11 protein-coding genes are annotated in these 13,512 nt (G+C 56.1%); 7 read left to right on the forward strand and 4 right to left on the reverse strand.

All coding sequences use genetic code 11. From position 1 onward, the window contains the following. From ssuD to ssuE, 3 genes are read right to left on the reverse strand one after another with little or no spacing between them, the layout of a single operon-like run. Positions 1-1,146, reverse strand: coding sequence for an FMNH2-dependent alkanesulfonate monooxygenase (ssuD, locus tag ACW9E7_RS06100; RefSeq protein ID WP_111964550.1), 1,146 nt, complete (start codon positions 1,144-1,146; stop codon positions 1-3). Continuing rightward, the gene (locus tag ACW9E7_RS06105; RefSeq protein ID WP_458727411.1) at positions 1,143-2,105 is read right to left on the reverse strand and encodes an aliphatic sulfonate ABC transporter substrate-binding protein; all 963 of its coding nucleotides are present in this window, start codon (positions 2,103-2,105) and stop codon (positions 1,143-1,145) included. The genes ssuD and ACW9E7_RS06105 overlap by 4 nt, the downstream gene beginning before the upstream one ends. Then, positions 2,098-2,673 carry an NADPH-dependent FMN reductase gene (gene ssuE, locus ACW9E7_RS06110; RefSeq protein WP_008499940.1) on the reverse strand — a complete coding sequence of 192 codons (576 nt, stop codon included), beginning with the start codon at positions 2,671-2,673 and terminating at the stop codon, positions 2,098-2,100. The genes ACW9E7_RS06105 and ssuE overlap by 8 nt, the downstream gene beginning before the upstream one ends. A 248-nt stretch (positions 2,674-2,921) precedes the next feature. Between ssuE and pyrD the strand changes: the two genes are divergently transcribed. Together pyrD and zapC are read left to right on the forward strand one after the other, a co-directional pair. Next, a complete protein-coding gene (pyrD, locus tag ACW9E7_RS06115; protein WP_111964548.1) occupies positions 2,922-3,932 on the forward strand; it encodes a quinone-dependent dihydroorotate dehydrogenase in 1,011 nt (336 codons plus the stop codon). A gap of 165 nt (positions 3,933-4,097) precedes the next feature. Next, positions 4,098-4,640: a cell division protein ZapC gene (zapC, locus tag ACW9E7_RS06120; protein ID WP_032651189.1), complete on the forward strand. Its 543-nt coding sequence runs from the start codon at positions 4,098-4,100 to the stop codon at positions 4,638-4,640. On the opposite strand, the gene ACW9E7_RS06125 is transcribed toward zapC, so the two are convergent. Then, positions 4,637-5,746: a YcbX family protein gene (locus ACW9E7_RS06125; protein ID WP_458727412.1), complete on the reverse strand. Its 1,110-nt coding sequence runs from the start codon at positions 5,744-5,746 to the stop codon at positions 4,637-4,639. The genes zapC and ACW9E7_RS06125 overlap by 4 nt on opposite strands. 98 nt (positions 5,747-5,844) lie before the next feature. On the opposite strand from ACW9E7_RS06125, the gene rlmKL reads away from it, so the two are divergent. Genes rlmKL through pqiC form a run of 5 tightly spaced genes read left to right on the forward strand, consistent with a single transcriptional unit; the run spans position 5,845 to position 13,348 of the window. Continuing rightward, complete coding sequence (gene rlmKL, locus ACW9E7_RS06130; RefSeq protein ID WP_458727413.1) at positions 5,845-7,953, forward strand: bifunctional 23S rRNA (guanine(2069)-N(7))-methyltransferase RlmK/23S rRNA (guanine(2445)-N(2))-methyltransferase RlmL; 2,109 nt, start codon at positions 5,845-5,847, stop codon at positions 7,951-7,953. Between the two features lie 12 nt (positions 7,954-7,965). Then, the gene (locus tag ACW9E7_RS06135) at positions 7,966-9,873 is read left to right on the forward strand and encodes an ABC transporter ATP-binding protein (RefSeq protein ID WP_127730291.1); all 1,908 of its coding nucleotides are present in this window, start codon (positions 7,966-7,968) and stop codon (positions 9,871-9,873) included. A 13-nt stretch (positions 9,874-9,886) separates the two neighbouring features. Next, entirely contained in the window at positions 9,887-11,140 is a 1,254-nt protein-coding gene (gene pqiA / locus ACW9E7_RS06140) for a membrane integrity-associated transporter subunit PqiA (RefSeq protein WP_023335152.1), read from the forward strand. A gap of 4 nt (positions 11,141-11,144) precedes the next feature. Next, entirely contained in the window at positions 11,145-12,785 is a 1,641-nt protein-coding gene (gene pqiB, locus ACW9E7_RS06145) for an intermembrane transport protein PqiB (protein WP_136194632.1), read from the forward strand. Next, on the forward strand, positions 12,782-13,348 hold the full coding sequence (gene pqiC / locus ACW9E7_RS06150) for a membrane integrity-associated transporter subunit PqiC (RefSeq protein WP_008499932.1): 567 nt from the start codon (positions 12,782-12,784) through the stop codon (positions 13,346-13,348). Before pqiB ends, pqiC begins: the two co-directional genes overlap by 4 nt. Positions 13,349-13,512: the final 164 nt, after the last annotated feature.

The raw sequence follows: 13,512 nt of genomic DNA on the forward strand, positions 1-13,512 counted from the left end.
TTAGCTCTGCGCGGCTTTGCGTGGAATAAACTCGTTCGCCACGGCTTCGCCCTGAAGCTGAAGCCGCTGCGGCTGTGGAATTTCCGGAATGGCGACATCCAGATGCGGAAATAACAGCTCGCCCACCTTGTACGCCTCTTCCAGATGCGGATAGCCGGAGAGAATGAAGCTGTCGATACCCAGCTCGGCGTATTCGTTGATGCGCGCGGCCACGGTCGGTCCGTCGCCGACCAGCGCCGTGCCCGCACCGCCGCGCACCAGACCAACGCCCGCCCACAGGTTCGGGCTGATCTCCAGATTCTCGCGCTTGCCGTTGTGCAGGGATGCCATCCGGTGCTGCCCGACGGAGTCGGTTTTGGCAAATGCGGCCTGGGCTCTGGCGATCGTTTCATCATCCAGATGGGAGATCAGGCGGTCCGCCGCCTGCCAGGCTTCTTCACTGGTTTCGCGCACAATCACGTGCAGGCGAATGCCGAAGCGCACCTTACGGCCATGGGCGGCCGCCTTAGCGCGTACCTGGGCAATTTTTTCTTTCACCAACTCAGGCGGTTCGCCCCAGGTCAGATAGAGATCGACCTGTTCTGCCGCCAGATCCTGGGCCACATCCGACGATCCGCCAAAATAGAGCGGCGGTCGCGGCTGCTGTACCGGCGGGAAGTAGAGTTTCGCGTCACGAACGTGAATATGCTTGCCTTCAAAGGTAACTGTTTCACCTTCCAGCAGGCGTCGCCAGACGCGGGTGAACTCGGCGGAAGCTTCATAGCGTTCGGTATGGTCGAGGAACACGCCGTCGCCCGCCAACTCCTGCGGATCGCTGCCCGTCACCAGGTTAAACAGGGCGCGGCCGTTGGACAGTCTGTCCAGCGTTGCCGCCTGGCGTGCCGCCACGGTAGGGGAGACGACGCTAGGACGTAACGCAACCAGGAACTTCAGACGCTGGGTGACCGGAATCATTGATGCGGCGACCAGCCAGGCATCTTCACATGAACGTCCGGTCGGGATGAGCACCCCAGTGAAACCGATTCGGTCCGCCGCCTGCGCAATCTGCTGCAGATAGCCGTGGTCAACCGGGCGCGAGCCCTCTTCTGTACCAAGATAGTGTCCATCACCGTGGGTGGGTAAAAACCAGAAAAGATTCAGACTCATGATTTAGCTCCTTCTTTGCCTGCGGGCTGCCAGATGCGTTCGCGAATAGTGACCTGTTTTGGCACCAGGTGGTTTTGATAGAAAAGGTCAGCCGTTTGTTGCTGAAGCGCGGCGACGCGTGCGTCCACCGGGGTAATGGTGGTCGGCGGACGGTGGTTGAGATAGCTCGCGATCACCGGCTCAGGTAAGCCCATGGTTTTCGCCAGCAGGGAAATGCTCTCCTGACGCTGGGTCTGGGTCAGGGCATCGGCCTGGGTAAAGGTTTCCAGCACGCCCTGAATAAATGCGCCGTTCTTTTCCGCATAAGGACGTGCGGCCAGATAGAACGAGCCGGTCTGCTTCAGCGTGGTACCGTCTTTCAGCACGCGAACGCCGCCCTGCAGCAATGCGGCGGAGTAGTACGGGTCCCAGATGGCCCAGGCATCAACGTTCTTCTGCTGGAACGCGGCGCGCGCGTCAGCGGGAGTCAGGTAGACGGGCTGAATGTCGGTGAACTTGAGTCCGGCCTCTTGCAGAGCTCGCAGCAAAAGGTTGTGTGAGCTGGAACCTTTCTGGAAAGCAACTTTATGTCCTTTAAGGTCGGCGACGCTTTTAATGTCGCTGTTTTCAGGCACCAGGATCACCTCGGCCTTCGGCTTAGGCGGCTCCACGCCTACATAGACGAGGTCCGCTCCCGCGGCCTGGGCGAAAATGGGCGGAATATCGCCAGTGCTGCCGAGATCGATACTGCCGACGTTCAGGGCCTCCAGCATCTGCGGGCCGGCAGGGAACTCCACCCAGGAGAATTTAGTATCCGGGAAGCGTTTTTCCAGAAGCTGGTGGCTTTTCGCCAGCACCATGCTGACGCTGCCTTTCTGATACCCGATGCGTAAACTTTCCGGAGCTGTTTCTGCGGCATGGGCCAGCGAGGTAAGGGCCATCAGACCTGCCAGACCGATACGGGTGAACGTTTTAAACATGTGCGACTCCTTGAGGCTGACCAAACGCCGGGGCCTGGATATCTCTGCGGTGAAGGGCATGCCAGAACGTTTCCAGAGCGTTATCGAGGCGGGTTTGCAGGTTGGGCGTAAAGTGTGGTTTGTGTTGATAGTCAATGACCTGCGAGTCATCGGCGAAAACCCCGTGGAGGATCTCCTGCGCTTTCAGCGCGTTCAGTACCGGCTTCAGGGCGTAATCCACGGCCAGTAAATGGGCAACCGTACCGCCCGTTGCCAGCGGCAGCACGACTTTGCCGTCCAGGGCGCGTTCCGGAAGCAGATCGAGCAGGGTTTTCAGCGCGCCGGAAAAAGAGGCTTTATAAATGGGCGTTGCCACTATTAAGCCGTCAGCGCCGTTAAGCTGCTCGATGAGCGTTTTCAGCGCAGGGCTGTCAAAACGGGCATAAAGCAGATCTTCAGGTTCGAAGTTATGCAGGTTCCAGTGGCACACTTCCACATCCAGAGCATTGAGTTTTTCGCGGGCATATTCCAGCAGGGCGCTGGAGCGCGATGGGAATCGTGGACTTCCGGCAAGGGTAATGACGCGCATACTTCCTCCTTATAACTAATTGTTTGCTTTTATCTAACATTCATAACAATTTTCAGGAGTGTGACACCGCACGGTTATTCCACTAAATGATTTATCTGCAATTAAAATGCGAAAAAGTGCATAAGAAATAGACGGGAAGGTAAACGATTGCGTTTTGCGCTGATTTTTTGCCGCAGGTCAATTCCCTTTCGCGCCTGGATCGCCCATAATCCCCTCCCGGTTTGCACACCGGGAATCCAGGAGAGTTCATGTACTACCCCTTCGTTCGTAAAGCCCTTTTCCAGCTCGACCCTGAGCGCGCTCATGAATTTACATTCCAGCAATTACGTCGTATTACCGGAACGCCGCTGGCCGCTCTGGTGCGTCAGAATGTGCCGGTAAAACCTGTGCAGTGCATGGGGCTGACCTTTAAAAATCCGCTAGGTCTGGCGGCCGGTCTGGACAAAAATGGCGAGTGCATTGATGCCCTGGGCGCGATGGGCTTTGGCTCCATTGAAATCGGTACCGTCACCCCGCGCCCGCAGCCGGGAAATGACAAGCCGCGCCTGTTCCGACTGGTGGAAGCCGAAGGGCTGATCAACCGCATGGGCTTTAATAACCTCGGTGTTGATCACCTGGTTGAGAATGTAAAAAAAGCCCATTTTGACGGGATATTAGGCATCAATATCGGCAAAAATAAAGACACGCCGGTAGAGCAGGGTAAAGATGACTATCTGATTTGTATGGAAAAAGTCTACGCCTATGCCGGTTATATTGCGGTGAATATTTCTTCACCCAATACCCCGGGGCTGCGCTCTTTACAATATGGCGAAGCGCTGGACGATCTTCTGAGTGCCATTAAAAATAAACAAAATGAACTTCAGTCGATCCACCATAAATATGTTCCGGTCGCGGTTAAGATCGCCCCGGATCTTTCTCCCGAAGAATTGATCCAGGTTGCCGACAGTTTGGTTCGCCATAATATTGATGGTGTGATTGCAACCAATACCACTCTCGATCGTTCCCTCGTGCAGGGAATGAAAAACTGTGACGAAGCGGGTGGGTTAAGTGGCCGTCCGGTACAATTAAAAAGCACCGAAATTATTCGCGCCCTGTCTGCGGAATTAAAAGGTCGTCTGCCGATTATTGGCGTCGGCGGCATTGACTCCGTGATTGCTGCGCGCGAGAAAATGGCGGCGGGTGCGTCGCTGGTGCAGATCTATTCCGGCTTTATTTTTAAAGGACCGCCGCTGATTAAAGAAATCGTTACTCATATCTAATCTTTTCTCTTAATCAGATAACCAGGGCTTTATTTCCAGCCCTGGTTGTTTTATATTCCGTCACTGTTGCTTATTTAGTCATTATAGTCTTTTATTAATGGTGTTATAAACGAGGCGGCAAACAGGACATTTTTAGTACAGGACGTTTGGGGACGGGAGAGACACATGCGAATTAAACCTGACGATAACTGGCGCTGGTATTTTTGCGACGAGCATGACCGAATGATGCTCGACTTAGCCAATGGCATGTTGTTTCGTTCTCGTTTTGCCCGCCGAATGTTAACCCCGGATGCGTTTTCCCCGTCGGGCTTTTGCGTTGACGATGCAGCGCTTTATTTCTCCTTTGAGGAAAAATGCCGCGATCTGGTGCTCTCTAAAGAGCAGCGCGCCGAGCTGGTATTAAATGCGCTGGTGGCTATCCGTTTCCTGAAACCGCAAATGCCAAAGAGCTGGCATTTCCTGCCCCACGGCATGAACTGGACCCCGGCAACGGGCGATGCGGCGAGCGTAAATCTGAGCGATACCGCAGAAGAGGTGAGCCTGCTGGTGGTTGAGCCTGGCGAAAATGCTGCACTCTGTCTGCTGGCGCAGCCCGGCGTAACGATTGCCGGGCGGACGATGCAGCTTGGGGATGCGATTAAGGTCATGAACGACAGGCTGAAGCCCCAGCTTCGCGTGGATGCCTTCAGCCTCGAGCAGGCGGTTTAAGCTTCCAGCTGTACGGACGTTTTCGGTATGCAGCTACAGCAGAGAATTGTGCCGTCACTTCCAATTGCTGATTTTTTCAGCGCACTCACTTCGCCATCCACCAGCCTGATGCGGCAGCATCCGCAAATGCCTGCGCGACAGGAATAGGGGATGCGGATCCCTGCTTGTTCCAGCTGTTCAAGCAAAACCTGTTGGTTATTACCCCGGATCACGTTGCCCTGCCAGTGAATCTCTACCGCAGCGGCGACGTTTGTCTCAACGTCGACAAACTCCTCTTCCTGACCCGAGCCGTAAACCCTTGCTGGCCCACGGGCGAGCACTTCTACCTCATCACCGACGCGGATCGCGCCGCTGGAGCGCGGGATCAGGTTCTGGCCGAAATCGACATCGCCGTTGTCCTGCGCGGTGCGGAATGATTGCAGGGTTTTCAACGGTTCGCCGGAAGGGTGTTTCTGGCCTTTCTCCGGACTCACCGTCGTGAAAATGCAGCGGCTGCACGGCTTCACCACGTCAAAAATGACGCTGCCAATGCGGATCACTTTCCAGGTGTCTTCATCCCAGGCGTCTGCGCCCGTTACTACCAGGTTCGGACGGAACTGTTCCATCTGAACGCTGGCTTTGCAGCGGCCTTGCAAATCACGCAGTGAAGCTTCGTTAGTCAGCAGGAACGGGAAGCCATCGGCGAAGGAGAGGGGAACGGCGTCGTGGCGCTTCACGCGACGCGTCAGTTCAGGCCCAACCCAGCGCAGCTGCATGTCGCGGGAGAAGAAGCCGCTCAGCCAGCGGTTAATCTCATCCGGGGCGATGCGCGCGGTAAAATGATTGCGCCACACTTCCGTCGGCGCATCGACGGGCGCAAAATCAGCAAAGCGAATCACCGCGCTGGAACCGTCCGGCGCGGTAAGGTGCAAACCGTCATGAAGCGGGGAAGGGGTAAAGCGAACCATCTGAGGGAACTGGCGTGCGGTAATGAACGTTCCGTCAGGCTCGGTGACCATAAAAATACGATCGAAGGCAAATCCGCTCATGTCGGCAAGCGCGTGAGAGACGCCGATGCCGCGCATGGATTTCACCGGATGAATAAAAAGCCTGGATAACGTCGCCACTGCACACTCCCTCGAATGAAAATAAGCCTTCAACTTTATGACATACACGCCATATTAGCTATAATGCGCGACAATTTTCTAAGAGTAAAAGTGACGATATGAATTCTCTGTTTGCCAGTACGGCCCGTGGGCTGGAAGAGCTGTTAAAAACTGAACTGGAAAGCCTGGGCGCGCAAGAGTGCCAGGTGGTTCAGGGTGGTGTCCATTTTGAGGGCGACACGCGGCTTATTTACCAGAGCCTGATGTGGAGCCGCCTGGCGTCGCGCATCATGCTGCCGATGAAGGAGTGCAAGGTTTATAGCGATCTTGACCTCTATACCGGCGTACAGATGATCGACTGGACAGAGATCTTCACCCCGAATGCTACCTTTGCGGTGCATTTCAACGGCGTGAACGACGAGATCCGCAACAGCCAGTACGGTGCCCTGCGCGTAAAAGACGCCATTGTGGACTGCTTCACCCGTAAAAATAAGGAACGTCCGAACGTCGATCGTGAAAACCCCGATCTGCGTATTAACGTCTGGCTGAACGGCGACACGGCGAATATCTCCCTCGATCTGAGCGGCGCGGGCCTGCACCTGCGCGGCTACCGCGATCGTACCGGCATGGCACCCATCAAAGAGACCCTGGCGGCCGCCATTGTGATGCGCTCCGGCTGGCAGCCGGGCACGCCGCTGCTCGATCCGATGTGCGGTTCCGGTACGTTGCTGATTGAAGCGGCCATGCTGGCCACCGACCGCGCGCCGGGACTTCACCGCGGCCAGTGGGGCTTCAAGGGCTGGGCGCAGCACGATGAAGCGCTCTGGAAAGAGGTCAAAGACGACGCGCAGACCCGCGCACGTAAGGGGCTGGCGGAATATACCTCTCATTTCTACGGCTCTGATAGCGACCCTCGCGTCATTGAGCGTGCGCGCAGCAACGCCCGCCGTGCCGGTATCGGCGAGCTGGTCACCTTTGAAGTGAAAGACGTGGCGAACCTGACCAACCCGCTGCCAAAAGGCCCGTACGGTACCGTCATCAGCAACCCGCCATACGGCGAACGTCTCGACAGCGAACCGGCGCTGATTGCCCTGCACAGCCTGCTGGGCCGCAATATGAAGGACCACTTCGGCGGCTGGAACCTGTCTCTGTTCAGCGCCTCGCCGGAGCTGCTGAGCTGCCTGCAGCTGCGCGCCGATCGCCAGTTTAAAGCGAAAAACGGCCCGCTGGACTGCGTGCAGAAAAACTACCATCTGGCGGAGAAGGCGGCCGACAGCAAGTCGTCCGGCGTGGCGGAAGATTACGCTAACCGTCTGCGCAAGAATCTGAAGAAATTTGAGAAGTGGGCGAAGCAGGAGGGCATTGAATGCTACCGCCTGTATGATGCCGACCTGCCGGAGTACAACGTGGCGGTTGACCGCTACGCGGACTGGGTGGTGATTCAGGAATATGCGCCGCCGAAAACCATTGATGCGCAAAAAGCGCGTCAGCGCATGCTGGACGTCATTGCCGCCACCATCGCCGTGCTGGGTATTGCGCCAAACAAGCTGGTGCTGAAAACGCGTGAACGTCAGAAAGGCAAAAATCAGTACCAGAAGATGGGCGAGAAGGGCGACTTTATCGAAGTGGGCGAATACAACGCGCGCCTGTGGGTCAACCTGACCGACTATCTGGATACCGGTCTGTTCCTCGATCACCGTATCGCCCGCCGCATGCTGGGCCAGATGAGTAAAGGCAAGGACTTCCTGAATCTCTTCTCCTACACCGGCAGCGCCAGCGTGCATGCCGGTCTGGGCGGCGCGCGCAGCACTACCACGGTAGATATGTCCCGCACCTATCTGGAGTGGGCGGAGCGCAACCTGCGCCTTAACGGCTTAACCGGACGTCAGCATCGCCTGATGCAGGCCGACGTGCTGGGCTGGCTGCGCGATACCGACGAGCAGTTCGACCTGATCTTTATCGATCCTCCGACCTTCTCCAACTCCAAGCGTATGGAAGATAGCTTTGACGTTCAACGCGATCACCTGCGCCTGATGACCGACCTGAAGCGCCTGCTGCGCAAAGGCGGCACCATTATGTTCTCGAACAACAAACGCGGCTTCCGTATGGATCATGACGGCTTAGCAGCCCTGGGACTGAAAGCACAAGAAATCAGCCAAAAAACGCTGTCTCAGGACTTTGCCCGTAACCGTCAAATCCATAACTGCTGGTTTATTACCGCGGTCTGAAAGGAAAAATAAATGTCTTTAATTAGTATGCACGGCGCGTGGCTCTCTTTCAGCGACTCACCGCTTCTCGATAATGCAGAGCTGCACATCGAAGATAACGAGCGCGTCTGTCTGGTGGGCCGTAACGGCGCGGGTAAATCCACGCTGATGAAAATCCTTAACCGTGAACAGGGCCTGGATGACGGACGCATTGTTTACGAACAGGATCTGATCGTCTCCCGCCTCCAGCAGGACCCGCCGCGTCACGTGACCGGCAGCGTTTACGATTTCGTTGCGGAAGGGATCTCCGAACAGGCCGAATACCTGAAGCGCTATCACGAGATTTCGCATCTGGTGATGACCGATCCGAGCGACAAAAACCTCAACGAACTTGCAAAAGTGCAGGAGATGCTCGATCACCACGGTCTGTGGCAGCTTGAAAACCGTATTAATGAAGTGCTGGCACAGCTCGGTCTGGAACCCGATATGGAGCTGTCGGCGCTCTCCGGCGGCTGGCTGCGTAAGGCGGCCCTGGGCCGCGCGCTTGTTAGCGGGCCGAAGGTGCTGCTGCTGGACGAACCGACTAACCACCTGGATATCGAAGCGATCGACTGGCTGGAAGGCTTCCTGAAAACCTTCAGCGGCACCATTATTTTCATCTCACACGACCGTTCGTTTATCCGCAATATGGCGACGCGTATTGTCGATCTCGACCGCGGCAAGCTGGTCACCTATCCCGGCGATTACGATACCTATCTGCTGGAGAAAGAAGAAAACCTGCGCGTGGAAGAGCTGCAGAATGCCGAGTTCGACCGCAAGCTGGCGCAGGAAGAGGTCTGGATCCGCCAGGGCATCAAAGCCCGCCGTACCCGTAACGAAGGCCGCGTGCGCGCCCTGAAGGCGATGCGTCGCGAGCGCAGCGAACGCCGTGAAGTGATGGGCAGCGCCAAAATGCAGGTGGAAGAGGCGTCCCGCTCCGGCAAGATTGTCTTCGAAATGGAAAACGTCAACTACCAGGTTGACGGTAAAGTGCTGGTGAAAGACTTCTCCGCACAGGTCCAGCGCGGCGACAAAATCGCCCTGATTGGCCCGAACGGCTGCGGTAAAACCACGCTGCTGAAGCTGATGCTGGGCCAGCTGCAGGCCGACAGCGGCCGCATTCACTGCGGGACCAAGCTGGAGGTCGCCTACTTCGACCAGCACCGCGCGGAGCTGGATCCGGACCGTACGGTGATGGATAACCTCGCTGAAGGTAAGCAGGAGGTGATGGTAAACGGCAAGCCGCGCCACGTGCTGGGCTACCTGCAGGACTTCCTGTTCCATCCGAAACGCGCCATGACGCCGGTGCGCGCGCTGTCAGGCGGTGAGCGCAACCGTCTTCTGCTGGCGCGCCTGTTCCTGAAGCCAAGTAACCTGCTGATTCTCGATGAACCAACGAATGACCTGGATGTCGAAACGCTGGAACTACTCGAAGAGCTGATCGACGGCTATCAGGGTACCGTGATGCTGGTTAGCCACGATCGTCAGTTCGTTGACAACACCGTGACCGAGTGCTGGATCTTCGAAGGTGAAGGGCGAATTGGTCAATACGTAGGCGGTTATCACGACGCAAAAGGGCAGCAGGCACAGTCGCTGGCGACGAAGCAGTCAAAGTCCAAAATTGGTCCTGAAGCTACTGTAACAAAAGCAGAAACTGTCAAGAAAACCTCGGCTAAACTAAGCTATAACCTGCAGCGCGAACTGGAGGGACTGCCGCAGCGTCTTGAAGAGCTGGAGGCCGCGCTTGAGGATCTGCAAAAACAGGTTGCTGATGCGTCATTCTTTACCCAATCGCATGACTATACTCAGAAAGTACTGTCAGAACTGTCCGCGGCTGAAAAAGCCCTGGAAGAAGCATTTGAGCGCTGGGAGTACCTTGAGTCTCTGAAAAACGGCGCATAAACAGGGATAACATATGTGTGACCAGCACCATGCCGACAGGCATATTTTATGCTCGCAATGCGATATGCTCGTGGCGTTGCCAGAGCTTGGTCACGGACATAAAGCCCTGTGTCCACGTTGCGGTGCGACGTTGACAACCGAGTGGGACGCGCCGCGGCAGCGTCCCACTGCTTACGCTCTTGCAGCACTTTTTATGCTGCTGCTCTCTAATCTCTTCCCCTTCATCTATATGAAGGTGGGTGGGATAACCAGCCAGGTGGATTTGCTTGAGATCCCGGGCGTGATGTTCTCAGAAGATTACGCTAGCCTCGGCACTTTTTTTCTCCTGTTTGTCCAGATAGTCCCGGCTTTTTGCCTGGTCGTAATCCTTTTACTGGTCAACCGCGTCAGGATGCCCGCATCACTGAAAATCCGGCTTGCGCGTATCCTTTTTCAGCTCAAAAGCTGGGGCATGGCCGAGATCTTTCTGGCGGGCATTCTGGTCAGTTTCGTGAAGCTGATGGCGTACGGCGACGTGGGGATCGGCAGCAGCTTTATTCCGTGGTGTCTGTACTGCGTCCTCCAGCTGCGTGCATTCCAGTGCGTTGACAGGCGCTGGGCGTGGGATGATATCGCCCCGGCACCGACGCTTGCGCAGACGGTGAAGGTCGGCGTGCCCGGCATTCGTCAGGGGCTGCGTTCCTGCCCATGCTGTACCGCCGTGCTGCCCGCCGATCTCGACGTTTGTCCGCGCTGCGAAACGAAAGGGCACGTGCGGCGTAAAAATAGTCTTCAGTGGACGATGGCGCTGCTGGTCACGTCCATCATGCTGTATCTGCCTGCTAACATTCTGCCAATCATGATCACCGATTTGCTCGGTGACAAAATGCCCTCAACGATCCTGGCCGGGGTGATACTGCTTTGGGGCGAGGGTTCCTATCCGGTCGCTGGCGTTATCTTTATCGCCAGTATTATGGTGCCAACCTTAAAAATGATCGCCATCGCCTGGCTCTGTTGGGATGCGAAGGGCCATGGGAAGCGCGACAGCGAACGCATGCACCTGATTTATGAAGTGGTCGAGTTTGTTGGACGCTGGTCAATGATAGACGTGTTTGTCATCGCCGTTCTCTCTGCGCTGGTGCGGATGGGCGGTTTGATGAGTATTTATCCCGCGATGGGGGCTTTAATGTTTGCACTGGTCGTGATCATGACCATGTTTGCGGCCATGACCTTCGACCCTCGTTTATCGTGGGATCGTGAGCCTGAATCAAGCCATGAGGAAGAGTAAGAGCATGGAAAATAAGAGTGGAGAGGCGAAAGTGCAGAAGGTCAAAAACTGGTCACCGGTGTGGATTTTTCCCATCGTGACCGCGCTGATCGGTGCATGGATCCTGTTTTATCATTACAGCCATCAGGGACCGGAAGTCACGCTGATAACCACCAATGCCGAGGGGATTGAGGGCGGTAAAACGACCATCAAAAGCCGTAGCGTGGATGTGGGCGTGGTCGAAAGCGCAACCCTGACCGACGATTTAACCCATGTGGAGATTAAGGCGCGCCTTAATGCCGGCATGGAGAAACTGCTGCACGACGATTCCGTTTTCTGGGTCGTTAAACCGCAGGTAGGGCGTGAAGGGATCAGCGGCTTAGGAACGCTGCTTTCGGGCGCCTACATAGAGCTGCAGCCCGGCGCTAAGGGTAACCAGCCTGCCAAATACCAGCTTCTGGATTCACCGCCGCTTGCGCCGCCTGATGCCAAGGGCATCCGCGTGATCCTCGACAGCAAAAAAGCAGGTCAGCTCACGGCCGGCGACCCGGTCCTGTTCCGCGGCTACCGCGTCGGGTCGGTTGAGAAAAGCACGTTCGATCCGCAGAAACGCGCAATTAGCTATCAGCTCTTCATCAATGCGCCAAACGATCGCCTGGTCACCAGCAACGTCCGTTTCTGGAAAGACAGCGGGATCGCGGTGGATCTGACCTCGGCAGGCATGCGCGTTGAAATGGGTTCGCTGACCACGCTGTTTGGCGGCGGCGTGAGTTTTGACGTGCCGGAAGGCCTGGATTTGGGGCAGCCGGTTGCAGAGAACACTGCTTTCCGCCTCTTTGACGATCAAAAAAGCATTCAGGATGCACTCTATACCGATCACGTTGACTTCCTGATGTTCTTCAAAGACTCCGTTCGCGGCCTGCAGCCGGGGGCGCCCGTTGAGTTCCGCGGTATTCGCCTCGGTACGGTTGGGCAAGTGCCGTTCTTCGTCCCGGGTCTGAGCCAGATGCTGGATGATGACTATCGCATTCCGGTGCTGATCCGCATTGAACCAGAGCGTCTGCTTAACCAGATTGGTGAAAATCAGGATATCGCTACCCATATCACCCAACTGATGGAACGCGGTCTACGCGGGTCGCTGAAAACCGGCAACCTGGTAACCGGCGCGCTGTATGTGGATATGGACTTCTACCCGAAAGCACCGCCGATTACCGGTATCCGTGAATTCGGCGGCTACAAGATCATCCCAACGGTGAGCAGCGGTCTGGCGCAGATCCAGCAGCGTCTGATGGAGACGCTGGACAAGATCAACAATCTGCCACTGAATCCGATGATTGAAGCGGCGACAAACTCGCTGAGCGAAAGCCAGGCAACGATGCGCCGTCTGCAAACCACGCTGGATAACATTAACAAGATCACGGCGAGCCAGAGCATGCAGCAGCTGCCGCAGGACATGCAGAAAACGCTGCGTGAGCTGAACCGCAGTATGCAGGGCTTCCAGCCGGGATCTGCGGCCTATAACAAGATGGTGGCAGATATGCAGCGTCTTGATCAGGTCCTGCGTGAACTGCAGCCGGTGCTGAAAACGCTCAACGAGAAGAGCAATGCGCTGGTGTTCGAAGCGAAAGATAAAAAGGATCCTGAGCCGAAGAGGGCAAAAGAATGAAAAAATGGCTATTAATGGTTGGCGCTCTGCTGTTAACGGCGTGCAGTTCAGGGGGAGATAATAAAAGTTATTATCAGCTGCCTGTGGCAACCCACAGCGGTGGGCAAAGCACGGCCAGTCAGGGAAACCGCCAGCTGTGGGTTGAGCAGGTCGCCGTGCCGGATTATCTGGCAGGAAACGGCGTGGTCTATCAGACCAGCGACGTTAAATACGTGATTGCGACCAACAACCTGTGGGCCAGCCCGCTGGATCAGCAGCTGCGCAACACGCTGGTGGCTAACCTGGGCAGCCAGCTTCCGGGCTGGGTAGTCGCGTCGCAGCCGCTGGGTAACGATCAGGATACGCTGAACGTCACCGTAACGGGCTTCCACGGCCGCTATGACGGTGCGGTGGTGATCAGCGGGGAGTGGTTGCTGAACCATCAGGGGCAGCTGATTAAGCGTCCTTTCCATCTGGAGCTGAAGCAGCAGAAGGATGGCTATGACGAAATGGTGAAAGTCCTGGCTCAGGGTTGGGCGCAGGAGTCGGCCAGTATCGCGAGGGAGATTTCCCGGCTGCCATAAGTAAAATTCATCATTAAAACCGCAGTTGGCCTGTCGCTGATTGCGGTTTTTTTTCGTTTTCAACTCAGGTTGTTACTTGTGCCACGTCACAATTTTTGTACAAATGAACTTCCATGTAGCTCACAGATATGACACCCGTATGAATTTTGAACATTGACGATGCG

The sequence above is a fragment of the Enterobacter sp. H2G27 genome, from assembly GCF_054403075.1.

Bases quoted from the DNA above. Each gene is read 5' to 3' on its own strand.
- ssuD (WP_111964550.1), bottom strand. From the start codon at position 1,146: ATGAGTCTGAATCTTTTCTGGTTTTTACCCACCCACGGTGATGGACAC.
- ACW9E7_RS06105 (WP_458727411.1), bottom strand. From the start codon at position 2,105: ATGTTTAAAACGTTCACCCGTATCGGTCTGGCAGGTCTGATGGCCCTT.
- ssuE (WP_008499940.1), bottom strand. From the start codon at position 2,673: ATGCGCGTCATTACCCTTGCCGGAAGTCCACGATTCCCATCGCGCTCC.
- pyrD (WP_111964548.1), top strand. From the start codon at position 2,922: ATGTACTACCCCTTCGTTCGTAAAGCCCTTTTCCAGCTCGACCCTGAG.
- zapC (WP_032651189.1), top strand. From the start codon at position 4,098: ATGCGAATTAAACCTGACGATAACTGGCGCTGGTATTTTTGCGACGAG.
- rlmKL (WP_458727413.1), top strand. From the start codon at position 5,845: ATGAATTCTCTGTTTGCCAGTACGGCCCGTGGGCTGGAAGAGCTGTTA.
- ACW9E7_RS06135 (WP_127730291.1), top strand. From the start codon at position 7,966: ATGTCTTTAATTAGTATGCACGGCGCGTGGCTCTCTTTCAGCGACTCA.
- pqiA (WP_023335152.1), top strand. From the start codon at position 9,887: ATGTGTGACCAGCACCATGCCGACAGGCATATTTTATGCTCGCAATGC.
- pqiB (WP_136194632.1), top strand. From the start codon at position 11,145: ATGGAAAATAAGAGTGGAGAGGCGAAAGTGCAGAAGGTCAAAAACTGG.
- pqiC (WP_008499932.1), top strand. From the start codon at position 12,782: ATGAAAAAATGGCTATTAATGGTTGGCGCTCTGCTGTTAACGGCGTGC.